The organism is Hyalangium gracile, from assembly GCF_020103725.1.
GTDB classification, from domain to species: Bacteria; Myxococcota; Myxococcia; order Myxococcales; family Myxococcaceae; genus Hyalangium; species Hyalangium gracile.
The window spans coordinates 410,930-436,456 of record NZ_JAHXBG010000004.1; the positions used below are offsets into that span (position 1 = coordinate 410,930).

General features: G+C 66.7%; 17 protein-coding genes and 1 pseudogene. 12 read left to right on the top strand and 6 right to left on the bottom strand.

What is annotated here, in order from left to right:
• Positions 1-126: 126 nt before the first annotated feature.
• Entirely contained in the window at positions 127-477 is a 351-nt protein-coding gene (locus KY572_RS10560) for a hypothetical protein (RefSeq protein ID WP_224242424.1), read from the bottom strand.
• Positions 478-831: 354 nt separating this feature from the next.
• On the bottom strand, positions 832-1,206 hold the full coding sequence (locus tag KY572_RS10565; RefSeq protein ID WP_224242425.1) for a PKD domain-containing protein: 375 nt from the start codon (positions 1,204-1,206) through the stop codon (positions 832-834).
• A gap of 724 nt (positions 1,207-1,930) precedes the next feature.
• Between KY572_RS10565 and KY572_RS10570 the strand changes: the two genes are divergently transcribed.
• The 6 genes from KY572_RS10570 (at position 1,931) to KY572_RS10595 (ending at position 9,756) form a co-directional block, all read left to right on the top strand.
• Positions 1,931-2,968, top strand: coding sequence for a sigma-54-dependent transcriptional regulator family protein (locus KY572_RS10570; protein WP_224242426.1), 1,038 nt, complete (start codon positions 1,931-1,933; stop codon positions 2,966-2,968).
• Positions 2,965-3,360 carry a response regulator transcription factor gene (locus KY572_RS10575; RefSeq protein ID WP_224242427.1) on the top strand — a complete coding sequence of 132 codons (396 nt, stop codon included), beginning with the start codon at positions 2,965-2,967 and terminating at the stop codon, positions 3,358-3,360. The genes KY572_RS10570 and KY572_RS10575 overlap by 4 nt, the downstream gene beginning before the upstream one ends.
• Positions 3,361-3,553: 193 nt before the next feature.
• A complete protein-coding gene (locus KY572_RS10580; protein ID WP_224242428.1) occupies positions 3,554-4,807 on the top strand; it encodes a LodA/GoxA family CTQ-dependent oxidase in 1,254 nt (417 codons plus the stop codon).
• The gene (locus tag KY572_RS47740; protein WP_224242429.1) at positions 4,722-5,498 is read left to right on the top strand and encodes a LodA/GoxA family CTQ-dependent oxidase; all 777 of its coding nucleotides are present in this window, start codon (positions 4,722-4,724) and stop codon (positions 5,496-5,498) included. Before KY572_RS10580 ends, KY572_RS47740 begins: the two co-directional genes overlap by 86 nt.
• Positions 5,495-6,646 (top strand): tryptophan 7-halogenase, encoded by a 1,152-nt coding sequence (locus tag KY572_RS10590; protein WP_224242430.1) that lies wholly within the window; start codon positions 5,495-5,497, stop codon positions 6,644-6,646. Before KY572_RS47740 ends, KY572_RS10590 begins: the two co-directional genes overlap by 4 nt.
• Before the next feature lie 59 nt (positions 6,647-6,705).
• Positions 6,706-9,756, top strand: coding sequence for a hypothetical protein (locus KY572_RS10595; RefSeq protein ID WP_224242431.1), 3,051 nt, complete (start codon positions 6,706-6,708; stop codon positions 9,754-9,756).
• A gap of 60 nt (positions 9,757-9,816) precedes the next feature.
• On the opposite strand, the gene KY572_RS10600 is transcribed toward KY572_RS10595, so the two are convergent.
• Complete coding sequence (locus KY572_RS10600; protein ID WP_224242432.1) at positions 9,817-10,812, bottom strand: hypothetical protein; 996 nt, start codon at positions 10,810-10,812, stop codon at positions 9,817-9,819.
• Between the two features lie 381 nt (positions 10,813-11,193).
• On the opposite strand from KY572_RS10600, the gene KY572_RS10605 reads away from it, so the two are divergent.
• Both KY572_RS10605 and KY572_RS10610 read left to right on the top strand, forming a co-directional pair.
• Positions 11,194-11,640 carry a glycoside hydrolase domain-containing protein gene (locus KY572_RS10605; protein WP_317987834.1) on the top strand — a complete coding sequence of 149 codons (447 nt, stop codon included), beginning with the start codon at positions 11,194-11,196 and terminating at the stop codon, positions 11,638-11,640.
• A gap of 148 nt (positions 11,641-11,788) precedes the next feature.
• Positions 11,789-17,095 carry a trifunctional serine/threonine-protein kinase/ATP-binding protein/sensor histidine kinase gene (locus KY572_RS10610; protein ID WP_224242433.1) on the top strand — a complete coding sequence of 1,769 codons (5,307 nt, stop codon included), beginning with the start codon at positions 11,789-11,791 and terminating at the stop codon, positions 17,093-17,095.
• A gap of 197 nt (positions 17,096-17,292) precedes the next feature.
• On the opposite strand, the pseudogene KY572_RS10615 reads toward KY572_RS10610, so the two are convergent.
• Positions 17,293-17,610: pseudogene (locus tag KY572_RS10615) on the bottom strand (transposase); the annotation flags it as partial.
• A gap of 351 nt (positions 17,611-17,961) precedes the next feature.
• Here KY572_RS10615 and KY572_RS10620 point away from each other — a divergent pair.
• Complete coding sequence (locus tag KY572_RS10620; protein ID WP_224242434.1) at positions 17,962-19,851, top strand: S8 family serine peptidase; 1,890 nt, start codon at positions 17,962-17,964, stop codon at positions 19,849-19,851.
• A gap of 363 nt (positions 19,852-20,214) precedes the next feature.
• Here the strand turns inward: KY572_RS10620 and KY572_RS10625 are convergent, their stop codons facing one another.
• On the bottom strand, positions 20,215-21,366 hold the full coding sequence (locus KY572_RS10625; RefSeq protein ID WP_224242435.1) for an IS4 family transposase: 1,152 nt from the start codon (positions 21,364-21,366) through the stop codon (positions 20,215-20,217).
• A gap of 324 nt (positions 21,367-21,690) precedes the next feature.
• On the opposite strand from KY572_RS10625, the gene KY572_RS10630 reads away from it, so the two are divergent.
• A complete protein-coding gene (locus KY572_RS10630; RefSeq protein ID WP_224242436.1) occupies positions 21,691-21,846 on the top strand; it encodes a hypothetical protein in 156 nt (51 codons plus the stop codon).
• A gap of 93 nt (positions 21,847-21,939) precedes the next feature.
• Positions 21,940-22,707, top strand: coding sequence for a hypothetical protein (locus KY572_RS10635; RefSeq protein WP_224242437.1), 768 nt, complete (start codon positions 21,940-21,942; stop codon positions 22,705-22,707).
• A gap of 166 nt (positions 22,708-22,873) precedes the next feature.
• Here KY572_RS10635 and KY572_RS10640 read toward each other — a convergent pair whose 3' ends face one another.
• Positions 22,874-24,265, bottom strand: coding sequence for an IS1380 family transposase (locus KY572_RS10640; protein ID WP_224242438.1), 1,392 nt, complete (start codon positions 24,263-24,265; stop codon positions 22,874-22,876).
• 830 nt (positions 24,266-25,095) lie between these two features.
• Here KY572_RS10640 and KY572_RS47745 point away from each other — a divergent pair.
• Positions 25,096-25,506, top strand: coding sequence for a hypothetical protein (locus tag KY572_RS47745; protein WP_317987835.1), 411 nt, complete (start codon positions 25,096-25,098; stop codon positions 25,504-25,506).
• Positions 25,507-25,527: the final 21 nt, after the last annotated feature.

Below are 25,527 nucleotides of genomic sequence, written 5' to 3' on the forward strand. Positions count from 1 at the left end.
GGGCTCGTAGCGAACTGGTATGACAAGCAGACCAGTTCGGACCGAACGCGCTCGACACGAGGGCGGACCGGGACGCGAGAAAAGAGCTCTTCGGACCTGCTCAGTCGGGGGCCGTGGCGGGGAGCGTCAGGCCGTCAGCCGCGTGCGGGATTGCGCCAGGGCGCCACCGAGCGCCGCTCCGATGAAGAGGCCCACATCCGCCAGGACCACCACGACGCCTCCCGCCAGCCCCACGAACAGCCCAGCAAGCGGGGCTTCGAAGAGCAGCAACAGGACGAAGAGCGCCACCGCTACGACGATGGCCGGGATGATGGCGGCCGTCAGGCCTCGTCGCACACCGCCCGCCATATAGCCGCCCACGAAGCCGCCGATGAGGCCGTTGATGAGGGGAAGAAAGAATAGCACCAGGCTGATCACCACCATGACGATGGCCGCGGTGAAGGGCGAGCTACCACGAGTGATCCGGACGTCGGCCATGCGCCACCTCCTCAGGAAGGGAACCGATAGGCATCTCTCACGGTGGCGACAGAGTGCTCCCGGGGCCAGGAAGGGGCTGCCCGGCAGACGCCTGCCATCCCGAGCCCCTCGCGATCAGTCGGGCTCATGCCTCCATGGACGCTCGGCGCCAGGGGCCGATTCCCATCCTCCGGGAGCTCCCCTTGACGTCTTAGGGAAGCAAGACTCTCTCCCCCAAGACGTCAAGGGAGAGGTTCATGAGTGACACGTGGCTGGAGCTGCTGCAGGGCACGCTGGATGTGCTGATGCTCACCGGCTTCTGTGCCACCGTCATGCACGCGGAGTTCGACGAGTAGATCGTCGTGGCGCGGCCCTTCAACGAGGCTCCGTCGGCCCGAGGAGGCTCACATCTCGAACCGTGATACTGACCGTGTCCGAGCTACTGAGGAATGAATTGTCCCACACCGTGAGCTGGAAGGTGAGAACGGTGTCTGTGGTTACCGCTGGCGCCACGAACTGCGGCGTCGGGCGGGTGAAGGTGGGAAGGAGAGTCACGGGCGGGCCCGACAGCTGCGCCCAGGCGTACTGCCGGATGGAGCCGTCGGGGTCCGTCGACCCCAGACCCTCCAGTGTGACGATCGACTGTTCATCCACCGTCTGATCAGGACCCGCATCAGCCACCGGAGGAGCGTTCATCGGGGTCGCAACACCCAACCCCAGGATGAAGAGGCTCCATACCCATCGCTTCATGGTCAACTCCGTGTGTGAGAGTGCACGGGCCGTTGATTCCCTCTCGGGGAACCCCGGCCCCCATGCGCAGGCAACAGGGAAAAGGTACGTGATGAGGAATGGCTCCAACAATGTCCCCATGCGCCAGAAGCATTGTCCTGGGATGCCACGCCGCGCCCTTCTCGGCCCCTCTGCTCCACCTCGTCGAAGAACTGCATGCGCCGAGAGACGGCGATCGTCTTGGCCGCCTCGGCGGCTTCCTGCTCTGGAGTCGCCGCATGGCGCATGCTCGCGGTCTCGACCGACGGGTTCGATGCGCAGGCTTGAGCCTGCTCCCTGACGCAACACCAGGCTGTACCAGCTCGCGCTCGTGACGAACCGGAGGGCCGTCGACGGCTCTACGACGAGCAGGAGCTCAAGGAGTTGCCAGGCACTCGAGCGGCCAGCATCCCCCCTCCTGCCTTGCCCGGGGGATGGACGCACCAGTGCTCCACCGCTGCGCATCGGGGGCACAACGAAAAAGCTACTCAGGTCGGCCGCACGGATGCTTCGAACCTCAGTCCCATGACGCAGAGGCCGCGCAGTCTGGGAGTTCTGTATGGTGTATCCCTCAACTTCGGAAGCCTGGAGGCGCTATGCCTCCACCGGGGCATTGGATGCTCGCCTGCTGCGACCTCCCATCCTGCGTGCGTGGGAGCGAGCCCATGCGCAGGGCGCCAGTCCCCACCAGCTCCGGGCCGAGCAGTTGTCCGATGAGAACCTGGCGAGGCTGCTCCGAGAGAAGTCGGCGCTGATCCAGGCGGCACGCCCCTACATGCGAGCCCTGTCCCGAGCGGCTGGAGAGCACCGTCACGCCGCGATGCTGGGAGATGAGAGAGCGCTCGTGCTGGATGTCGTGGGAGACGATGCGAGCATTCGTGGCCCCGAGAGTGTGCCAGGGCCTGGAGCCCTGCTCTCCGAGGCGGTGAGCGGCGCCAATGGGATTGGTACTCCGCTGGCGGAAGGGACGTACTCGGAGCTGATCGGCCCCGAGCACTTCATCAGCGGGTTCCACCCCTTCACCTGCCAGGGCGTGCCCCTGATAGGGCCCGAGAGCCAGGTGGTGGGAGTGTTGAGCATCTCCATGCGCAGCCCGACAGCCGCCACGCGGCTCCGGGACATCCTCGTGTGCGCCGGCCATGGCATCGAGGCGGAGCTGCTGCGAGTCCAGCTCGAGGAGGATATCCGCCAGGTGCTGGAGGCGACGCCTGGGGATGACACGGCGCTGGAGAACCTTCGGCAGGACTTGATGCAGCTCCATGCGACGGCGCGGTTGCGGCTCCAGGGCGCGGCGGCGCTGTTGGGCCACTACCGGGACGAGAACGCCCTGCGGCTGTTGCAGGTGGCGCAATCCACCGCGCGGGAGTTCCAGCTGCGTGCGAGGATGTTCCAGGAGCTCGCGGGCTCGGAGCTGGGGGCCGCGCGCGCGGTGGAACTGCACGAGCAGGTGCGGCAGTTGCTGGCGCTGCTGTCCACCGAGAGCCGCATCCGTGCCGTGGACGTGTTCTCCGAGCACCTCACGCCCTGTACGGTGGAGGCCGATCCCCGGCGGCTGGCGCGCCAGCTGCTCTCGCGTCTGCTGCACGCCTTCGAGCTCGCGGAGGGAGGAGGCTCGGTGCGGGTGCGGCTGCTCCCCGTGGGAGGCGCCGGGCGGGTGACGATCTCCGCCCAGCCCGCGCCGGGAAGGCCGCGCGAGCCCGTCAGCTTCACGCTCGAGCTTCCGCTGAGAGGGGCCCTGACATGAGCGCTCACGCTTGTGCCGTCCTTGTCGCGGATGATGATGACGAGCTGCGAGACACCCTCGTCGAGCTTTTGCGGCTCGAGGGGTTCCACGTCCTGGAGGCGGGCAACGGCCAGGAGGCCATCGAGCAGGTCTTCGAGCACCGTCCCCACGTCCTGCTGCTCGATCATCGGATGCCGCTCATGACGGGAGCGGAGGTCTGCCGGCGCTTGCGGGAGAAGGGGGCCTCCATCCATATCATCTTCATCACCGCCGCCCGAGAAGGCGCGGCCATGGCCCAGGAGCTGGATGTCTTCCACTTCCTGCCCAAGCCCTTCGATTTCGACGCGTGCGTCACCGCCGTCTCCGCGGCGTGCAGCGCGGCTGCCCGCCGAACATCCCCGGCAGAGGGCTGATGGGAGTGGGGGACACCCCCTGGCCCCATCGACGTGTCACGACGGCGCGCTGACATGTCATCGCGGCGCGCTGACCTGTCAGCGCGTGCGGCGTGTGGGCCCAGGGGGTTGATTCTCCGAGGGCCGTGTCGTTGTCCGTGCAGGTCTCGAAGTTGCAGGGCGCTTCCAGCAGCACTGGAGGCCTCCTGCACCCATGAGCACCATCTACAAGATTCATCCCGCGATCGGCGTTGCCCGAGTCGGCGACAGCGAAGATTTCTACCTTGGCCCCGAGGCCGCCGGCGCTCTGCCCACCGAGAGGGATGGCAGCCCGGTGACCCGATTTCGGGACAACGCGAACGGTCTGCGCAGGCAGGCGGCCCGCTTCCGCATCTACGCCTATGACACCCCGGGCGCTCCGGGCAGGGAGATCGTTCCGGGGCAGGGGGGCGTCAAGGACATCCAGTGGACGGTGTACCTGGCCAACAAGAAGGCCGCCTGGTACGAGTTCCAGCAGCAGGAAGGCGCGGACGGCACCTACACCCAGGATCACGCGCTCCGCAACCCGCGAACCCTGGGCGCGGACCGCCAGAAGCTGATCATCGACCCGGGGCCGCAGACCATCACCTGCCTGGGCAGCGATCACACGCCGACGCAGGCGGAGTTCTCCAAGGGCAAGGGGCCCGCCGGCTTCACCCAGAACTTCCCGCCCACGGGACTGCTCCCCGAGAACAACGACATCACCACCCTGGGACGCATCTTCACGGATGCCTCAGGGGCGCTCTACACGCTGGGGGGCTATGGCCGCTCGGGCGTCGAGACGCGGTACGACATCACCAGCCTGCTGCTGACCACCTTGAACCCGAACGATGCGGATGACGATCAGGCCCTGCTGCCCAAGGCGATCGTCCATCAGCTCAAGAAGATCGCGGACCTGCCTTTCGCCACCCAGGCCGCCTTCGAGGACGCCATCCGCCAGGTGCTGGGCGCTGACTACGACGCCTATATCCAGAAGATCGAGTACTACGCCTATCCCCAGCCGCGGCTCGACGACTACGCCAACAACTCCTTCTGGTGGGATGACGTCTCGGATGGGCCGGTCACGGCGACGCTGATCATGGAGGAGGGCCCTCCGGTGGAGGTGCACTCACCCTCGTGGGTCCTGGTCGCTCCGCCCGCCTATGCCCCGCAGATCCTCAACATGATCACGCTGTACGACACGATGTATGACGTGTTCGTCCGCAAAGGGAAGCTCAACCCGGCGCTCTACTCGGGGGGGGCAGTTCAACCTGAGCTACCGGCCGAACTACCAGGCCGAGATCCAGCCCATCCTGAGCCGGCCGGCCGTCTATCAGTGGGTCGCCAACATCAACGACCAGGGGGTGCAGGGGCACTCCAGGTTCACCAACGGGCAGGGCAGGCCCTCCAACTTCTTCGACTATGTCCGAGCGCCCGAGGCCGTCAATGACCCGAGCCCGGGCCTGATGCCGAAGCTGGCGGGGGACAACCCGCTCACCGACAAGCACCCGCGCAACTACCTGGTGCTGACGGACACGCAGTACTTCCTCCTGAGCCAGTTCAGCAAGGGGCTCTGCGACATGTCGCCGCCCCAGAAGACCCCCACGCCCCAGGAGCAGCTGGACCGAGGCGTCCTGGACAACTGCGTGGGAGGGCCCTTCTGCCCCGGGATCGAGGTGACGTGGATCTCCCGGGACTTCAACTTCTACAGCGAGCCGTTCCGCTTCAAGCACAAGCCGCTCAATGGCCAGCCCCTCACCTGGGACAACAACCCGCATCAAGGCCAGGGACTGGAGCCAGGGGATGCCAGCAAGTACATGGCGCTGCCCTGGCAGGCCGACTTCAACGAGTGCTCCAACCAGATCATCGACCACACCTCCATCTGGTGGTGGCCCGCGCAGCGGCCCTACTACGTCTACTACCGAGACGAGCAGAGTGGCTCGGTTCAGCAGGGGTATTGGACCCGTCCCAAGCAGTCCAACTTCGTCCGGGACGAGACCATGGTCTACAACTGGAAGAACCTGGGCTTCATCCTCCAGCAGAGCGGGACGCCGGCGTTCATGGAGCAGGACTCGCTCCCGTTCGTCCGGCTGGACATGGACACGCCGCTGGACAACCCGCCCCAGGACAAGAAGCAGTGAGCTCCGCCCGCTGTGATGTCGCCATCCTCGGGGGAGGACCGGCGGGCGCGGGGGTAGCCTTGGCGCTGCGCGCGTGCACCGGCCTCTCGGTGGCGCTGATCGAGCGCTCCGACTACCACGCTCCGCGCATCGGGGAGACGCTGCCCCCTGACAGTCGCACGCTGCTGACCCGGCTGGGTGTGTGGAGCGCCTTCCTCCAGGGTGGCCACCTGCCCTCGAAGGGGACGAGCTCCTGCTGGGGCAGCCCTGAGCTGGGGTTCAACGACTACCTCATGTCCCCCTGGGGCTCGGGGTGGCACCTGGACCGGACGCGCTTCGACCAGCTGCTGAGCGGCGAAGTCATCAGGCGCGGCGGGGCGGTGCACACCGCCACCGCGCTCTCTCGCTGGGAGGCCCTGGGGCCTGAGGGCTATCTGCTGCACCTGACGCCACGGGGGGCCAGCGAGTGGACCCTCCAGGCACGCTTCGTGGTGGATGCCACGGGGCGCAAGGCCGCCTTCGCCGTCGCTCAGGGGGCCCGGCCGCTCGTGGCCGATCGAGGCCTGGGCGTGTACGGCGCCTTTCGTGTCAGGCCCGGGCAGACGTTCGACACGCACACGCTCGTGGAGGCCTGCCCGGAGGGCTGGTGGTACTCCGCGCTCCTGCCCGAGGGGCGGGTCGTCGTCGGGCTGCTCGGAGACGGGGACTCGCTGCGGGGTGTGACTCCACGCGCCTCGGAGCGCTGGCTCTCCCTGCTGGAGCAGGCCCCGGCCACCCGGCGGAGGCTGGACGCCTGCGACTTCGCCGGAGAGCCGCTCGTGGCGGTGCCGGCCAACGTCGCGCGGCTCGACCGTGTGCACGGAGCGCACTGGCTCACCGTGGGGGACGCCTCGTGCACGTTCGATCCGCTCTCTTCCCAGGGCATCTCCAAGGCGCTGCGCTCCTCGCTGCTGGCCGCCGAGGCCATTGAGCGGCACCTGCGGGGTGCGCCAGGCGCGCTGCCCTCCTACGCGGAGGCGGTGGGCAGGCAGTTCCAGGAGCACCTGAGCACGCGGGGCAGGTACTACGGGATGGAGCAGCGCTGGCTCGAGGCGCCCTTCTGGCGGAACCGCGCGCGGGCGATGGGACAGCGCCCCCATGCCTCCGCCGAGCGGACATTTCATCAATAGCACCGGAAGGAAACATGAAAACAAGACGCCAGAGGTATCTCCTATTTTCAGCGCTGGCCGTGTGCGCGACCGCCGTGGGCGCGGTGGTGGGATGCAGCGCGACGCTCTCGAAAGAGAAGGTGGGCAAGCCCCCCGCGGGGCCCCTCACGCTGGCCGTCAAGGCGGATGATGGGTTTGTCCCTCCGCCCTATCCCGTCTTCCCGCATGGGAACACCCTCACCCAGTCCCTGCAGGACACCGATCCTCAGGTGGGGCAGTTCCTGGCCTTCTACAGCAAGCAGGGTGGGGTGAGCTTCCCGCAGATCTCCCGCTCGCAGCTGGCGGCCTTCCCCAACCGCTACCTGGACATCGCCGACAACGGCCTCAATCTGGGCAGCGGACACTACAACTCGTCCCTGGTCTGCCAGTCGTGCCATGACAGCGACTGGAAGGTCAGCGGAACGGACCTGCCGAACATGAGCTTCTGGGCTCAGCCCTCGGTCTCCACCAGCTCGGACGGCCCCGCGTCGCTGGCCGCCAACTGGTCGCTCTTCGGGGACTGGAGCGCCTCCATCAAGGCCCTGGCGGGAAGGGATCCCGTCTTCCTCGCGCAGCTGGAGACCACCCGCGATCTCTCACCTCACCAGCCCGATGTGGTGGACAACCTCTGTCTGCGCTGCCACTCGCCGCTGGGGCAGCGGCAGGCCGAGCAGAACCACACCGCCTTCAGCCACTACATGCTGTACGCCGCGCCGGCGAACTCCGGGTACAAGAACCCGTTCCCTGACAAGACCTATACCCAGCCGCAGTACGCGAACTATGGGGCGCTGGGGCGAGACGGCGTCTCGTGCAGCTCCTGCCACTCCGTGGCTCCCAGCAGCGGCCAGCCCTGGAACGGCACGGACTACACAGTCTTCTACGGGAGCACGAGCGGCAGCATCTTCGGCGACAATCTCCCCAGCCGCCTCAAGAGCGCGGGCGAGCCCGTCCAGCCGCCGCAGTATCCCTTCACCGCGACCATGACCACCCAGCCTGGCGCCATCCTCGGGCCGGACACCGGGCTCAACACCGGCCCCATGGCCGCGGCGGGGCTGAGCCTGCAGACGGCCGCCACCGCCGGGGGGGCACACAGCTACCTGCGCGACTCCACCGTCTGCGGCTCGTGCCACGTGGTCATCCTGCCCAAGGTGCCCGTCGGCTACAGCGACAAGCTGTCCATCGAGAGCGTGGTGGCGCGCGGCGGCTATGAGCGGCCGGCCAGCTGCTCAACCGCCCAGAAGTACTTCACCGGGGACTTCCTGAAGGATCCCTGCGTGGGGCTGGCCTACGAGCAGACGACCTACTTCGAGTGGCTCAACAGCGGCTATCCGTCCGATACCTCCACGTGTCTGACCTGCCACATGCAGCTGGCGGAGCCGCCCTCGCCCAATGACGGGAACGTGGAGGTGGCGCAGATCAACACGGATCTGAAGGGCTACTACGGGGACACCCAGGAGCTCACCCCGCGCCAGTACAACCGGCACACCCTGCTGGGCATCAACCTCTTCGTCCACGAGATGTTCCAGCAGTTCGGGGACGTGCTCGGGCTGCAGTTCTACCAGCCGTCCTCCTCGCGAGTGCCTCCCTACCTCCAGAGCCCGGACATCCTCAACCGGACTCCCATCCTCATCTCCAATCCGGGCGCGGAGGACGGCAACGCGAACGGCTGGGTGGCCGCCTCGGGTGGCGGCATCCAGGCGGTGTCGCAGGCCAAGGGCGGCCAGGGGCAGGCGGTGACGCCGAGCCATGGGAAGTACTTCTTCCAGCTGACGGGCACGGGCGCCGCGGCGAGCCTGGACATCGATGTCTCGCGGTACGCGGCGTTCATCGATCAGAAGAACGGGGCCGTGAGCGTCACCTGGGGCGCCACCGTCTACTGTGACAAGGCCACGTGTGGCGCGGTCACGCTGACGCCGCTGGGGCAGGGCACCACGAGCACGGGAGCCGCTGGCACGCTGGTGCCCCAGCCGGCGCAGCCGCGGTGGATTCCCCAGCAGGGCACCCTGGCCCTCAACGCCGGGACTCGCCACCTGTCGCTCAGCCTCGGCCCCAGCTTCGCTGACGATCTCTTCCTCTCCCTGCGGTTGCCGGACGGCTCCGTCGCGCCGCTGCAGGAATCGGCCAAGGACTACGCCATGGCCCAGAACCTGCTCAACGCCGAGCAGTCCATCCTGGATCTGGCTACCAACACCTCGCAGGGGACCTTCAACCCGAGGAGGCCCGCGGTGCAGGTGTCCCTGGGGACGCCCACCACGAGCCAGGGCAACCTCACCGTCCCCGTCACGGTCACCAGCAGCGTGGGCCACAAGTTCCCGAGTGGAGCGCCCTTCCGCCGCGCCTTCATCCAGTTCGAGGTGCTGGATGGGAAGGGGACCGTCCTCTGGGCCTCCGGGCAGCCGAACCCACAGGGCGCCATCTGCGCCGGCAACTGCCTGCCCGACAACAGCAACATCCTCCAGAGCGAGTTTACGTCCGATTACAAGAAGCTCCAGCCGCACTATCAGACGATCACCTCCCAGCAGCAGGTGCAGATCTACGAGGCGAAGGCGGTGGATGACTCCAACAAGCTGAGCACCCTGGAGCTCCAGCTGTTCAAGGACGTGAAGGACAACCGCCTCCTGCCGCAGGGCTGGGTGGCGCCATCGCAGCGCGGCCCCACCGAGATGCTGTTCGGGCTGAACCTCCAGCAGCTCGCCAGGCTCACAGAGCCCTCGAGCATCGTGCTGGGGCCCAATGATCAGAGCATCTCGAGCGATCCGGACTACTCCACGTCTCCGGCCAGTGGCAGCGATCGCCTCACCTACCAGATCCCGCTCTCGCAGATCAGCAACTGGGCGACGATCCGGGTGCGGATGAACTACCAGTCCATCCCGCCCCCCTACCTGAACGCGCGCTTCCGGGACGCGTTGCTGGGTGACAACGGAGCGCCCTCCGCGCCTGGCCCCGCGATGCAGCGGCTGATCTACATGAGCAGCCGCCTGAACACGCAGACAGGGCTGAAGTTTGCTCCGAACCCCAGCGACCCGAAGTCTCAGATCGACTTCGTGAACAACTGGACCATGGTCCTGAGCGAGGCGACCCTCCAGAAGTAGCACGGAGGGTACTCGCCCCGGAGCGCTCCACGCGGGTGGCGCTCCGGGGCGGGGGAGGGACTACACGCCGCGCGTGGTGTGCGAGCCGATCGCGAGGCCCTTCCTCGCACCGATGGTCTTCACCAGCGAGCGGGGCACTCCCAGCTGATGCGGGGTGAGGAGCCGGTTGTAGAGGGAGTGGTTGCTGGGCACGAAGTTCTGAACGGTCAGCGTGATGCTCCAGCCCGGCGCGGGAGTGGTCCCGTTGGCCCAGTACGAGTAGCTGATGGTGGTCTCGAAGTTCGCGGGCACCGTGGAGATGATGCCCGTCGCCCAGCTACCGTTGTTGGCGGGGACGGTCGTCTTCTGGAGATCGATCAGCGGGTCGGGGCCCGGCGTTCCCGAGGAGAAGGCGACGCTGGCCCCAGCTGGGACGTTCTTGCACTCGAGCAGGAAGAGCATCTGCCCGCCATCGGAGCCTTGCTGGTAGCCGACGGGGGTGGTGAACGTCGGGGCTCCGGCATCCGTCAGGGAGACGTTGCGCCAGCCGAACCCCGGGTTCTCGATGATGAACTGGGTGAGATCGTTGACGCTGCCCGTGGGCGGGATGGGGTTGGGGTGCTCGTTGGTCACCACCTGGGAGATCAGGCAGAAGTGGTCACCGCTGCCGAGCGCTGGAGGGTTCCACACGAAGGGGTCCGTCGCGACGGCGATGGCGTTCGGGCTGACGTTGGTGACCGCCACCTGGGTCCTGCCGTCGCTCGTCTTGAGCTGGTTGGACTGCCACTGGCTGGGGTACAGCAGCAGGCTGGCCTTCGTGTAGTACAGCGACATCAGCCCCGACTGCGGGCCGGAGGCGAAGTTCCGGGCTCGCAGGTAGATGTAGTTGTTGGCCTGGTTGATGATGTCCTGGCCCACGTCCTGGCCATAGTTGCCCACGAAGTACCGATCGGGCTCCGAGATCGGGTTCATCCCCGAGGGGATGATGTCCGGCGAGGTGTAGGCCGGAGGCAGTGAGGGCAGCTGCCCGGCGTCCGAGAGGTTGGTGCGGAAGAACAGATCATTGTAGGTGACCACGAAGGCTCCTCGAGCAGAGATGACACTGTGGAACGGCATGCCCCCGCGCCCGAGGTTGCTCGGTGCAGGGGCGGAAGTGCTGCTCTGCACCTGGCAGGCCAGCTGCGCTCGAGAGTGGGAAGGGGAAAGGCCGCGGCCCGGGGGGCTCGCACGCTCCTGCTGACGGATCAACTCAGGGGCCTGACATGTCAGAGCCGCTCGCTGACACGTCGCCGCTCAGGGAAGAGACGCGGCGCCTCGTCGTGAAGCAGTGGAGCGGGCGATCGGGCAGCGCTTGGGGCGGCCCTGGACGCAGGCGCCCACTGCAAGCCCTAGCTTGGGAGGGCATGAGAACGTGTTATGTCCCCGCGGATGAGGCTCGCGCCCTCTGGGTGGATGTCCATGTCCCGATGGACGCGGCTCCGGGCCACTACGACGGTGGGGATGCTCTCCACGGCGTGGACGAACCAGTGGCGCTTCAATGGGAATGGCGACGGGACGCTCTTCTACCCAGGGACTCCCTCGATGATCGGGGGGACCACGGCGGTCCCATTGCCCTCCATCCGGCTCAAGCTCATCCGCCTCGGTGTCCAGGACTACGAGTGGCTCCAGGCCGTGAGTGATGCGGGGGACCCGGAGTTCGCGCGGAAGGTGGCGCGGCGGCTCATTCCCTCCGCCTGGCGTGTGCCCGATGACGGTGCCGCCTTCGATCAAGCGCGGCTGTGCCTCATCCACCGGTATCTCGAGCTCACGGGAGCCCAGCAGCCCGATGCGGCGCTCTCGTCCAGATGTCTGGAGCCCACCGGCTCCTTCTCCGATCGCTCCAGGAGTTCATCCCCGTTTCACTGAAGGTCACTGTGGCCCCGGCACGGAGGCCCCCAGGCAGGCGTTTCACTGTCCAGGGAATGGTCAGTTGTATACGAGTACTCTTCGGGGTTCTGGCGCCGTCGGGGTCGATCACGGCCGCGGGCACCGGTTCCCTCAGGAGTACTCATCCATGTTGGACATTCCCGGCTACAGGGTTCTCGGCACGATCCGGGCCACAGGCTCCAACGCGCTGTTCCATGCGACGCGCGAGGCGGATGGCCTGCCCGTCATCATCAAGACGCCGATGGCGCCTTCCCCCGGTCCGCGCGAGCGTGAGCGCTACCGCCGCGAGTTCGGCATCCTCCAGCGGCTGAGCGATGTGAAGGGCGTGGCGCGGCCCTACGCGTGTGAGCGGATTCACGAGCGGCCGGTGCTGTTGCTGGAGCGCGTGCATGGCGAGGCGCTCTCGGAGACGGTGGGCAAGTCGCTGGAGGTGCCGAGGTTCCTGGCGCTGGCCATCTCGTTGGCCTCGACGCTGGCGGAGATCCACAGCCGCAACGTCATCCACAAGGACATCAAGCCCTCCAACATCATCCTCGAGCCCTCCGGCGAGGGGCGGCTCATCGACTTCGGAGTGGCGACGCTGCAGCAGGTGGAGCACCTGGACGCGGCGCCTGGCCACATGATCGAGGGGACGCTGGCGTACATGTCGCCCGAGCAGACAGGGCGGATGAACCGGGCGGTGGACTACCGCACGGACTTCTACTCGCTGGGCGTGACGCTGTACGAGGTGCTGACGGGACAGCGGCCGTTCCAGGGGCGAGACGAGCTGGAGTGGTTCCACGCGCACATGGCGCAGAACCCCAAGCCGCCGCACGAGCTCAATCCCGAGGTGCCGTCGGCGCTGTCGTCCATCGTGCTCAAGCTGATGGCCAAGACGGCCGAGGAGCGCTACCAGAGCGCCGAGGGGCTGAAGGCGGACCTGGAGCGGTGCCGTCAGGAGTTGGGCCAGAGCACGCCGCGAGCGTTCGTACCTGGCGAGCATGACGTGCCCAATCGGTTCCAGCTGCCGCAGCGGCTCTATGGACGCGATGCCCAGGTGGCCACGCTGCTCCAGGGCTTCGAGCGGGTCGCCCAGACCTCGCAGCCCGAGCTGTTCCTGGTGAGCGGGTACTCGGGCATCGGCAAGTCCTCGGTGGTGCACGAGCTGCACAAGCCGGTGGTGCAGCGGCGGGGCTTCTTCCTGAGCGGCAAGTTCGATCAGTTCCAGCGGGACGTGCCCTACGCCACCATCGCCCAGGCCATCCGCGGGCTGGTGCAGCAGCTGCTGGCGGGGACGGATGAAGAGCTTGCGCGGTGGCGCGCTCGGCTGAGTCAGGTGTGGGAGGGACAGGGACAGGCGTTGGTGGACCTGGTGCCGCAGCTGGAGGTGGTGGTCGGTCAGCAGCCGCCGATCCCGGAGCTCCCCGTGAGCGAGGCCCAGCACCGCTTGCGTCGAGTGGTCCGCCAGTTCCTGAAGGTATTCGCCACGCCGGAGCATCCGCTGGTGGTGTTCCTGGATGATCTGCAGTGGGCGGACCTGTCCAGCCTGCAGCTCATCCAGCAGCTGCTGTCCCAGTCGGAGCCGCTCCCGGTGCTGTGGATCGGCGCGTACCGGGACAACGAGGTGAGCTCCACGCACCCGCTGGTGCCGGTGCTGGAGGAGGTGCGCAAGTCCGGGGCGCGGATGACGGACCTCCGGCTGGAGCCACTGAGCCCCAATCAGGTGGCGCAGCTGGTGGCCGACACGCTGCCCGGAGCAGGCGAGGAGCTGGTCGTCCCGCTGTCGGAGCTGGTGTACGAGAAGACGGGCGGCAACCCCTTCTTCCTGTTGCGGCTCATGGTGACGCTCCACCAGGACGGCCTGCTGGTGCGCATGCCTGGGGGAGGCTGGCGCTGGGATGCCGAGGGTGTCGCGGCTCGAGGCTACTCGGACAACGTGGTGGACTTCATGGTGGGCAAGCTGCGGCAGCTGCCCCCTGGGACGCAGCAGCTGCTGAGGCTGGCGGCGTGCGTGGGCAGCGCCTTCTCGCTTCCTATGTTGGGCACCCTCGCCGACATGAAGGAGACGGGACAGGTGGAGCAGGGGATCGAGCCCGCGCTCCAGGAATCCATGCTGGTGCGAGCAGGCCCGGAGCAGTACCGCTTCCTGCACGACCGCATCCAGCAGGCGGCCCACTCCCTGAGCTCGGAGGCGGAGCGCAAGTCCATCCATCTGCGCATTGGCCGCTTGCTGCTGGAGAGTCTGTCCCCGGAACAGCTGCGCGACAGCCTCTTCGATGTGGTGAGCCAGCTCAACGCGGGTGTGGAGCTCATCGAGGCGCCCGCGGAGCGTCACCGGGTGGCGCGGCTGAACGCAGAGGCCGGAAGGAAAGCCCTGGCGGCGGTCGCGCATCGGCCCGCCATCGTCTACTTCACGGCGGCCTTCGAGCTCATTCCAGGAGACCCCTGGGACACGGACTACGAGCTGGCCTTCCAGGCGCGACTCGCCCGCGCCCGATGCGAGCTCGTGAGCGGCAACGTCGGTGGGGCGCGTCAGCTGGCGGTGGAGCTCCGCTCCCGAGGGCGGAGCCCCGCGGACCGGGTGGCCGCCTACATCCTGCAGGGGGATAGCTGCATGGCCGCGGGTGACAGTCCGGGGGCCATCACCTGCATGCTGGAGTGCCTGGCGATGCTGGGCATGCCCTTGTCCGCGCACCCCACGTGGGAAGAGGCGGTGGCCGTCCATGAGGAGGTATGGGCGTTGCTGGGGAAGCGCTCCATCGAGAGCCTCGTCGACCTGCCGCGCATGAGCGACCCCGAGATGCAGCTGCTGATGAGCGCGCTGGCTGCCATCTGGGCGAAGGCCATGGTCACCGACAACCACCTGCTCGTCATCGCCCTGAGCCGGATGGTCTCGCTCACCCTGCGTCACGGTTTCACGGAGGCTTCGGTGGTGGGCTTTGCCTGGTTCGGGGTGACGACCGGCAGCCTGTTCAAGCGGTACCGGGAGGGCAGGGCCCTGACCTTGCTCGCGAGCACGCTCGTCGATCGATACGAGCTGGCCCCTCTTCGGCCTGGAGCGTTCCTGGCCCTGCAGTGCGGCAGCCTCTGGACTGATCCGCTCCCCGTCGTGCAGGAGCACAGCCTCAACGGCCTCCAGCATGCGCTCCAGGCGGGGGACTTCTACTTCGCCGCCCTCCTGGCCGTTGCGCTGGTGGGGACCCGCCTGTCCATGGGGAACAACCTGGAGGACGTCTACCAGGACTCGATCGTCCGCCTCGAGTTCGCGCGCAAGGTTGGCGTCCGGGACGTGCAAGACCTGCTCCGCGTCTACCAGGGCTTCATTCAGCAGATGCGCGGCGAATCGCGCTCGTTCAGCACGATGAGCGGGGACGGCTTCGATGAGCAGGCCTACGAGGCCGAGATGACGCCGGCGCGCATGGGCAGCACGCGAGGCCAATACTGGTTTACCAAGCTCCAGGCGCGCTTCCTGTGTGGCGCCCACCGTGAGGCCCTCGAGACGGCGGAGAAGGGGGAGGAGTTCGTCTGGGCCATGTACACCTCCGGCAGCATGAGGGAGTACCACCTCTACCGGGCCCTCACGCTGGCCGCGTGCTTCGAGGAGGCCACACCCGAGGTTCAGCGCCAGTGGCTCGAGGACATCCGGCGCCACCAGCGGCAGCTGGCCGAGTGGACGGAGAACTGTCCCGAGAGTTTCCACATGCTCGAGCGGATGGTGGCCGGAGAGCTGGCCCGGCTCGGGGGACGTGGGGATGAGGCGACGCGCGCCTACGAGGAGGCCATTCGCGCGGCACGAGAGAGTGGGGCTCCCCAGTTCGTGGGAGTGGCCAGTGAGCTGGCGGCGAACTTCTGGCGCTCGCGGCAGTCGCCCATCGTCGCTCACACCTTCGCCCGCGAGGCCCGAGCGGCCTTCCTGCAGTGGGGAGCGCTGGGCAAGGTGCAGCAGCTGGACTCCCTGTGGCCCAACCTCTCGCCCGAGGTGGCCGCTGGGGAGACCCAGACCAGCAGCACGGACTCGACGCGGATCGACGCGCTGACGGTGGTGAAGGCGCAGCAGGCCATCTCCGGGGAGATCGTCCTGGAGCGGCTGGTGACCACGCTGGTGCGTGCGGCGGTCGAGAATGCAGGCGCTCAGCGCGGCGTCCTGCTGCTGCCGAGCGGAGACACGCTCTCGGTGGTGGCGTCCTCCAGTGCTTCGTCGGGCAGTGTGGCCGTCACGGTGGAGGGTGGGGGCGCTCAGGAGCTGCCGTGGACGATGCTGTCGTATGTGAGGCGCACGCGGGAGCATGTGCTGATTGGAGATGCGTCCAAGCCGCATCCGTTCACGACGGATGAGTACCTGGCGCGCAGCGGAGCCAGGTCCGTGCTGTGTCTGCCATTGATGAGGCAGGAGCAGTTCAGCGGAGTGCTGTACCTGGAGAACAACCTGGCGACCAACGCGTTCAGCCCGGGGAGGCTGGCGCTGCTGGGCCACATCGCCTCGCAGGCCGCCATCTCCATCGAGAACGCGCGGCTGTACGGGGACGTGCAGCGGGCGAGGCAGGAGCTGAGGCAGGCCAATGACGAGCTGGAGCAGCGGGTGGAGGAGCGCACCCGGGAGCTGAAGCAGGCGCAGGCGAGGCTGGTGGACACGGCGCGTTCGGTGGGAATGGCGGAGGTGGCCTCGAATGTGCTGCACAACGTGGGCAACGTGCTGACCAGCGCCGTCATCAACCTGGAGATGATGCAGCGGGCGGTGGGCGCCTCGAGAGTGGGGAAGCTGAAGCAGGCGACGAACATGTTGCTGGAGAATCGCCAGGACTTGACGAGCTTCCTGTCACCTGGAGCAAGAGGGGGACACCTGCCGGAGTACCTGGCGAAGCTGGCCGACGAGCTGATGGGTCAGCAGATGCAGCTGGTGGAAGACATGGAGGCGATGGGGCGGCACATCGAGCACATCCGGGCCATCGTGCAGGTGCAGCAGACGTACGCGAGGACGTCGCTGATGACGGAGGAGTGCGACCTGGGGCAGCTGGTCGAGGACGCGCTGCGGATCCAGATGGCGGCGCTGCATCGGCACGGGGTGACGTTGGTCAAGGAGCTGTCCGCGGTGCCGAGGCTGAAGCTGGACAAGCACAAGGTGCTGCAGATCCTCATCAACCTGCTGAGCAACGCCAAGTACGCGATGGATGGCTCACCCGAGGGAGAGCGTCACATGCGGGTGAGGCTGGGAGTGGAGGGACAGCACGTCCAGATCCAGGTGGAGGACAACGGGGTGGGGATTGCGCCGGAAGCGCGGGAGAACCTGTTCACGCACGGGTTCACGACGCGCAAGGACGGACACGGCTTCGGACTGCATTCCAGCGCGCTGGCGGCGCAGATGCTGGGAGGGCGGCTGACGCTGGAGAGCGAGGGGCCCGGTAAGGGAGCCGTTGCCACGCTGGAGCTTCCACTCTCCTCTTCGGATGGGCTGTAACGAGAGTCTTGCACGAGCGGCCGGTGCTGCTGGGGCGGGTGCAGGGCCACGCGCTCTCGGAGGCGGTGGGCAAACCACTTGTCTCAAGACTCGATCTTCGGACGGCCCATGGGCAGCTGCATCAGCTCCTGCCCCTGCGTATCGATGGCTCGGAGCACGAGGGTCTTCGTGCCATCGGCGTCCTCGCCGTCATTCAGCTGCCAGTCGATGCCCACCAGCGCCTCGTACGTCACCAACCCCAGGCGCCAGAACTCGTGGAAGACTCCCGCCTTCAGCCACTCTCGGAACCGACAGTGGGCCGAGGACGAGTGGCACACTCCGGGGGCTTTGAGCGCCTGCCACTGCATCCCCATGCGCAGCACCAACAAGATGGCTTCCATGGCGAACCTGTCCGGCACCAGGGGGCTATGGCGCCCCAGCGGATGCGGGGGCCTGGGCGGCAGCAGGGGCTCTATCTTCGCCGTGTTTCCGAACTGCGTGAAAGGGACTCGCAACGATGACGGTGGTGAATCCATATCAAGCGGAGATGACATGAAACGCCTCCACCCGGGGGAACTCGCCCGCTGCCCCCTGCTCGGCCGCGCCGCGCCTCCCACGGAGTAAGAAGCGAGAAAACCGCGCTCTTGTTGCCAACGCCAGGGAGCATCCCCACCTCAGTCACGGTTCTTTGACTGGGGGCGCGTTTGGGTTCACAGGTTGGCGTTCGGGGGCTGGTGGCGTGCATGGTGGTGTTGTCGTGGGTGGCTTGCAGTGAGGCGCCGCCTGCGCCCTCCACCACTGTCGAGAAAGCACCACAACAAGAGCGGAAGCCGCGCTTCGTTCCGGGGCGCGCCATCGTCAAGCTGAAGGACTCTGCGGATCCGCGGTTGCGGAACGCGCCTCCGCAACTGGTGGGCTTTCACGTCCAGGTCGTCAAACCCCTGGCGGGCGGCTCGATGCTCTGGTCCCTGGAGCCAGAGCAGAAGAACCTGGAGCTCTCCTTCGAAGAGGACGAGGCCAGCACCCTGGCCGCCATCGAGGAGCTGCGCAGGAACCCGGACGTCGAGTACGCGCACGTGGATCTCTACATGGAGTTCTTCGCGACGCCGAACGACCCGCTGTATCCGGAGCAGTGGCACTACCCTGCGATGAACCTGCCGCAGGCATGGAACACCGTCACCGGAGGGGTGAAGATCGCGGTGCTCGATACGGGCCGGCTCGATCACCCGGATCTGGTGGGGCGCTGGGCTCCAGGCTACGACTTCGGTGAAGGCGACGCGGATCCGACGGATAACGGCACCTGGCACCACGGCCTGCATGTGTCGGGCATCCTCGCGGCGAACACGAACAACGCGATGGGCGGCGCGGGCGTTTGCTGGGGATGTCAGCTCATGCCGGTCCGGATCTCCAACCGCTACGACCAGCTGGTCACCGTCAGCACCGTGGGCCTGGCTGTCCAGTGGGCGGCGGATAACGGTGCGAGGGTCATCAACATGAGCTTCGGTTCCAATGGTGGCTCGGATCCGTGCTCGAACTACCCTTACATGCAGGACGCGGTGAACTACGCGCTCCAGCGCGGCGTGGTCCTGGTGGCGGCGGCGGGCAACTTCATGGTGGACACCGCGGGAGTGACGCCAGCCTCGTGCAATGGCGTGATCGCCGTGGCCGCCAGCACCCGGACAGGCCAGCTCGCCTCCTTCAGCAACCGAGGGACGCGGGTGGACGTCACGGCGCCCGGAGGAGGTCCCGAGTTCTATGGCCAGGGCCTTGGCTGTCCCGAAGACGGAAGCACCTACAGCGGGACGGATGGCGCGGTGTCGCCCTGGGCCATCGTCAAGGCGGGAGACCAGCTCCAGCCGACGGACTACTGCTACCGCTACCTCAGCGGCACCTCCATGGCGTCCCCGCACGTCGCGGGGCTGGCCGCGTTGCTGCTGACCCAGCGGCCGTCAATGTCACCCTGGCAGATCACCGAGCGCATCAAGCAGACGGCGCGCCCGATTCCGGGCTGCACCTCGGACTGTGGAACGGGCCTCGTGGACGCGGCGGCGGCGCTCTACCCACCGCCTCCGGAGAAGCCCATGAAGGGGCCGTGGTGGAATCCGGCGCGCTCGGGCAACGGGCTCGACATCCAGTACATGCCCAATGACAACAACACCCTGGCGATGTCCTGGTTCACCTACAAACCCTCGGGTGAGCCCATCTGGTACATGAGCTATCTCTCCGCGGGGGCGGGGGAGTGGGTTGGAGATCTGCTGCGGACCTCGTGGAGTGGGACGAGCGCTTCCACCCAGGTGGTCGGGACCGCGAAGCTGATTGGCACCAACGGCCAGTGGACGTATCAGTGGAAGTTGGGAGCGCTCTCGGGGAGCGAGCCCATCCAGCCGTTCCTGTTTGGCAATGGCGCCACGACGATGGAGATGAGCGGTGACTGGTACAACCCCCAGGAGTCGGGATGGGGCGTGGTGTTCGCGACCCGAGGGACGATCCAGGTGGCCACCGTCACCGTCTACAGGGGCTCCGAGCCGGTATGGATGCAGGGCCTGGTGGACACGTCGGCCACGTCCTTCACCATCGGGCTGAACTACATCACGGGGACCAACCTGTGCCCGGGGTGCTCGGGAGCACCCTCGACGGTTTCCCAGCCCGCGGGCACGCTCTCCATCGCTGGCGCGGGTGGAGTGCCGAGCGTGGTGACGAGCTCCACGCAGATCAGCTTCCCAGGTGGGACCTGGAACCGACCGCCGTTCAACCTCACGCGCTTGATCGGGCCGTAGGCCTCGCAACGAGCAGGGCCTCCGTGCCTTGGAGCGGAGGTCCTGCCGCTTCGCGAGCCATGCAGCGAAGCGCTTGTCGAGGATGGGGGCGCTTTGTCGACGGCAGCTCACGTGTCGTCATCCAAGAACGATGGCTCAGTCGCAATTGCCCCATGTCAGCCAACCCCCAGGTTCACAGGATTTTCAACTTGGGACCCTCGACATGGGCGCCCTCGAGTTCGAAGCCCTTGGCCTTCATGCCGACCAGCACCCGGCGCGGTTTCTGGGAGATCAGGATGGGAGGTTCCGGGCGCAGTTCTCCGCGGCGGAGGCCGAACAGTTTGCGAGAACGAGTGGTTGCGGGCCCTTACCTGAGGCATCCCCTCATATAACGCCGAAGGTTTCGCGGAAAACGGGCTGCTCACGAACGAGCTGGCCGAAGAGCTCCATCAGAGGGAGCAACTGGGCCTCGGGCATCATGGGCAGGGCCTGATAGTAGAAGCAGCCCTGGCGGAAGAGAGAGTAGGAGCGTTTCTTGACCGTGTTGGCTTTGAGGGAGCGCTCCATCCCCAGCCGCTCACCGGCCTCCCCGAGCACCGTCAGCAGAGCCATGGCCAGTGCGCACACCCGCAGCAACCGGTCGCGCCGCTCCGGCTCGGCAATGCTCATGGCGGACAAGCCCATGCCGAAACGCAAGTCTTTGAGGTCGCGAAAACTCTCCTCGGTGCGGAAGCGGCGGCTGTAGAGCGCCACCACCTGAGCGGCGCTCGCCCCACTCAGGCTGGTGGCCAGACACCAGGGCTGCTTCATGCCCTTCTTCTTCACGAGAACCACCGCGTTCACGGGCGCCTGGTCGGCGGTGACCCACGCGGCAGGCAATCGGCAGGCGCGGCCCGAGGCGGGCACCCACTCGGCTGCCGTGCGCCGCTCGCCGTCCTGGCGGGTGACGGTGATGCACTGGCGAAAGCGAATGACGTACTCGAAGCCCACCTGCCCCAACAGGGCGTAGAGCTTCTGGTCGGCAAAGCCCCGGTCGGCCAGAATCGTCACCTTCACCTCGGGCGGGATGAGCTCGCGCAGGCGCAGCAGGACGCAGTCCTCCACGGCGTTGCGCAGCCCCTTGAGGGCGGACTTCTGCACCGTCAGCCACACCAGGGGCGTCGAGCGGCCGTGTCGCGTCTTGAGCGCGGCCACCAGCGTCGTCTGGTCGTCAGCCTCGAAGTCCGTCCAGTCCAGCGACACCACGGCCTCGGTGCGCTGTCCCAGCACGTAGGGCACCCACAGGGCCAACAGGTGCCAGACGTCGATGCCCGTGTTGGACAGCAGCCGGTCGACCTGCTTCACCCCATGCTTGCCCTGGGTACCCCGGGCTATCGCCAGCGCCTGCCCGATGGCATACACCGACAGGCTGGCCGCATGAACCACGCCCAGCGTCGCCAGCGACAGCGACAACACCCGCTTGGCATGCAGGTCTTCCCCGAAGAGCCCGTCGAGGAAGTCGTGCACCTTCTTTTCATTGATGGGAGAGCGTCTCACCCAGTACGTAGTGTCGAGGGGCACCTACTCTTCGCATGAGCCAGCCAACCTGCCGCTTCCTTGTCAGCTTGCTAAATGAGGGGATGCCTCAGATCTGTGACAACTCCCCAGTTCACGGTGCTCTCGCTGAGCAGTGAGGTGGTTGTGAAAGAGGGAGAAACCAGCGACCATGCTGCTCCGTTACAGGTCGCCAGTGCACGGACGGAGCCTGGCTCCGAACCGACCACCAGGTTCGTGCCTTCGTCTGGTGGTTGGCCCGCAGCGAGCTGCCCAGGGTCAGCGTCATCTCCAGGGCCAATACAGGCGACGGGAGCCGCAGCCAGGATGGCCATCAAAATCAATGCTGAAGTCGTTGATGCGGCTCGGCTCAAGCGCACTTCCCGTGGGCTCTCCCACGTGCCAACGGCATCCGAGGGGCATGCCGACGCTCCGGAAGAGGTCAATTTGTCGCTTGCACAAAGTAAAATCTTCCCACAATGATGCCGGTTCGGAGAGGAGATCTTCAGAAGCGCGCCATGCGCGGGCTCCTTCTCGAACTGTGATCCACAGGAGTTATGTGAAATTAGGAGTTATATGAAAGTCGCCAAGGCGATCGCACTCATGTCGGTATTGTTGGTCGGGCAGGCCACCTCCGCCAACGGATACACCGTCAATGGCTTCAACGGGTCGGGCTGCACCTACCCGACATCGGTGAAGTTCAACTACCAGTTTCAGCCTTTCTTCGGCAGTTACTGGAACTACGACGTGGTGACCAACGGTGTCCTGCAACGGATGAGCAACCAAGCAGACACGGCGTTCTGGTATGGGGTGAATTGCCAGCTCGGCTATTCGAGGAACCAGATCGTCTACTTCGAGATCAAGGGAACCAATCTCTTCGCCCAGACGAACCACCTCGGCGCGCTGTTCAAGGCCACCGTGGACCCCAACCCCAGCGCGCCGTCCTACCATGCCGAAGGGCCGATCTTCTGGGGGTCACCGATCACGTACTATCCCGCGATCCAGCTCGAGCGGTATGCCCTGCGCACCCCCGGAAAGACGCAAGTGACCGGACCTTCAAGCGTTACCGGGACTGACTACCCCAGGGGAGCACCGGTGATGCAGGATGGCGTGACCTATCGCGTGTGGGTGGACGCCAATCTCGATGGCGTGCAGGTCTGGGTGCTCGATCCCTACAGCAACACGTGGGATCGCAATACGTGGCTGGCCAACTTCGTCATGTCGTGGAACAGCAGCGAGAGCGTGAATCCGCTGAACTTTGGCATGGGGTTCTTCGTGATCCCGCAAGGGTCTTTCAGTTCCGGGGCCACGCTGGAGTTCAACAACATCCAGATCACCAACTAGCCCGGATCTGTCACACGAAGGAGCGCGTCGTGCAGAGCGGCATCAATTGGCGGCATCTGCGCGCCGCGCGTGGCAAATGGCCGCTCGGCAGCGTGCTGCGGGCATGACAGAGGCGTGCACCGGCCGGCGTTGGGGTCCATCGAGGTTGTCAAAGAGCTGCGAGGCGTCAGGAGGGAGTGGGAACTTCGCGGAGCTGTTCGGCGACGCGTGCGAAGAGCTCGCGCACCGGCGCCGCCGCGCTCAGCGAGAGCGCGACGCGGCGGACGCTGACGCGGACGATGGCGGCCACCTTGAGCAGCTTCAGTTGGAGGGTGCCCGCCTGGGCCCGCTCCATCTCGGTGCCCTTCAGGCCGAAGTGGCGCAGCAGGTTCAGCAGCACGTAGGCCACGGAAGCAAACCAGAGGCGCAGTTGGTTGGCGCGCAGGGTGTGGGCGCTGGTCCGGTCGGCGAACAGACCCAGTTGCTGCTCCTTGATGCGGTTCTCCATGTCGCCGCGGGCGCAGTAGAGCTGCTCGTACAGAGCCCGGGCCCCAAACTGCTCGGGGCGCAAGGAAGTCACCACGAAGCGTGGGTTGAATTTGTCCTCGAGCCACTCTGCTTTGGCGACGACGCGGCGCTGACGCGTCCAGGAGTCCAGCGTGCGGTAGCACAGTTCCCGGTACGCGCGCACCGGAGCGCCTTTGCGCTCCTGGCGGGAGACAGCCTGCACCAGCATCAGGTCCCCGCGTATCATGGCTTCCAGCCGGGTGTTCTTGGCCAGACCGAACACGAAGTCGACGCCATTGTGCTCGCACCAGGTCATGAGCTCATCCCGAGCGAAGCCGGAGTCCGCACGCAGCAGAATGCGCGTGGTGGGCCAGCGCTCGCGCAGGCGCGAGACGATGCGCTGCACTTGCTCCAGCGAGCCTGCGGCGGCGTCGGCGTCGGAGGTGCGCAGCTTGGCGCACAGCAGGAAGTCGCCCGCGAAGATGTAGAGCGGCAGGTAGCAGTAGTTGCCGTAGTAGCCGTGGAAGAAGCGGCCCTCCTGCGTGCCGTGAATCGGGTCGTCTGTCGCATCCAGGTCCAGCACCACTTCTTTGAGCGGCTGACGGTGCGCATCCAGGAACGCATCGACGAAGAAGTTCTCGATGGCCGGGCCGTCGTAAACCACCTTGCGGTAGCGCGCCTCGGCCGTCGCGTCCTCAGGCGTCAGCTCCAGCCGGTTGAGCGTGCTCGGGCTGGCCAACGACTGCTTCTGGGGCTCCGCCTTGCCCACCACGGCCGCAAGCAGCGGGTCGTTTCTCAGCGTCGCGTGGTCCACCAAGTCCTCGTAGCCGCACGCGATGCCGAACACGCGCTGGCGAACGAGCTCTTCCACCGTGTGCTCAATCAACTCCGGCTTTCTCATGTCCTTGAAGCACTCGGCGAACTTCTTCATGAGGCCGAACCGCTGGTCCGTCCGGTGCAACAACGCCAGCCCTCCATCCGACGAGATGTGCTCCCCGTCGAACGCCGCCACCCACTTCCTCCTTCCCACGCTGTCGAACTCGACCTGCTTCGCGTTACGCTCTGTTTTCACCGCGTAGCTCCTTCCTATGGGTGGAAAGCCTTGAGAACTCTCCAGTTATCGGCCGGTCGCTACGCGGTGTCTCTTGTACCTGTGATCGATCCGGGCTAGCGAGTGCCTCCTGCAACCGTCCCGCCGCCTCCAGCGCATCGCCCAGACTGTCGTGCGTGTTGGCCACGTCGGGGTAGAGCGTCACGGCGCGCTCGAAGACAGCGAGGGCCTGGGGGGATGCGCTTCTCCGCCAGCAGCCTGTAGCCCAACTGGTTGAGCAGCGGCTCCGGAAGCAGCACGGAGTAGCCCAGGTGCTGGGACAGCCCCGTGTGGTGCGCCTCCAGGCGCGCCAAGTCTCCACTGCGCTGGAGGGATTCGGGCGGACTCCAGTCGTTGAAGATGAATATGAGGCCCTCGTAGGCCCCGCGATGCGGCATGGTGCCATGGTTGTCGCCGCGCAGTTCCTCGGTGCTGATCTCGTCGTAGCGTCACACCAGGGCCGCAGGCTTGCGCTTCTTCAGTTCCTTGGCGAGCGCGCGGGTGCGCGCGAGATCGCCGTTCCCCTGGACCCCCACGGTCATCCCAGAGCGCGTGGTGCTGAGCCCAAGCACCCACAGTGACCTGGAAGCCCACGCCCTGCGGCCCGGCTGGATCGCTTGGGCCGGCATGTGCCCCGAGGGGCGGCACAGCCTCTGCTCCGGCTTGGCGCAAAGCCCGCGTGTCACCCTCCAGCGGCCCTTCTTGGCCCCTCTTCACCAGCCCGCCGCCCTCAACAGGGCTCCTATCCGTCCTATACTTAGCTTTCTCTCGGCACGCGGCTGTATGGGCGCGTCTGGACCGGCGGACCCCAGGTGATCGTCCGGTACTACGAGGCCCATCCCCTCGACCGGGAGAAGTTCCCCATCTGCGCGGTGGCCCGGCTCGCGCGCGGCCAGATGAAGAAGCGCCCGGAGTCCAAGTCAGGCACCGCCATCCTTGAGTACTCCAGCGCATGGGTCTTCGTCGTCGACGCGTTTCGCTGTGCCTCAGCCCCGCGCCTCCCCGGCCGTCTCGCGCAGCAGCCGCGCGAGCAACTCCGCGCTGCGCTCGCTGCTGAAGGCCGCCTCCTCCTTGCGCCGGCCCGCCTCCCTCCGCCGCCGCTCCCTCAAGCGGGGGCGGGGCCGGGGCTGGAGGAGGAGAGCCCGGTCCAGGCTGCGACGTTGGAGTCGACGATGGAGCGCACGCCGCGATTGCCCGAGGAGGTGAATCCTCTAGTCCTCTAGAGGGGAGGACTCCGCAGCTCT

Coding starts and splice junctions, on each gene's coding strand:
- KY572_RS10630 (WP_224242436.1), top strand. CDS start 21,691: ATGGCCATCAAAATCAATGCTGAAGTCGTTGATGCGGCTCGGCTCAAG.
- KY572_RS10560 (WP_224242424.1), bottom strand. CDS start 477: ATGGCCGACGTCCGGATCACTCGTGGTAGCTCGCCCTTCACCGCGGCC.
- KY572_RS10580 (WP_224242428.1), top strand. CDS start 3,554: ATGAGCACCATCTACAAGATTCATCCCGCGATCGGCGTTGCCCGAGTC.
- KY572_RS10565 (WP_224242425.1), bottom strand. CDS start 1,206: ATGAAGCGATGGGTATGGAGCCTCTTCATCCTGGGGTTGGGTGTTGCG.
- KY572_RS10635 (WP_224242437.1), top strand. CDS start 21,940: ATGAAAGTCGCCAAGGCGATCGCACTCATGTCGGTATTGTTGGTCGGG.
- KY572_RS10610 (WP_224242433.1), top strand. CDS start 11,789: ATGTTGGACATTCCCGGCTACAGGGTTCTCGGCACGATCCGGGCCACA.
- KY572_RS10605 (WP_317987834.1), top strand. CDS start 11,194: ATGTCCCGATGGACGCGGCTCCGGGCCACTACGACGGTGGGGATGCTC.
- KY572_RS10575 (WP_224242427.1), top strand. CDS start 2,965: ATGAGCGCTCACGCTTGTGCCGTCCTTGTCGCGGATGATGATGACGAG.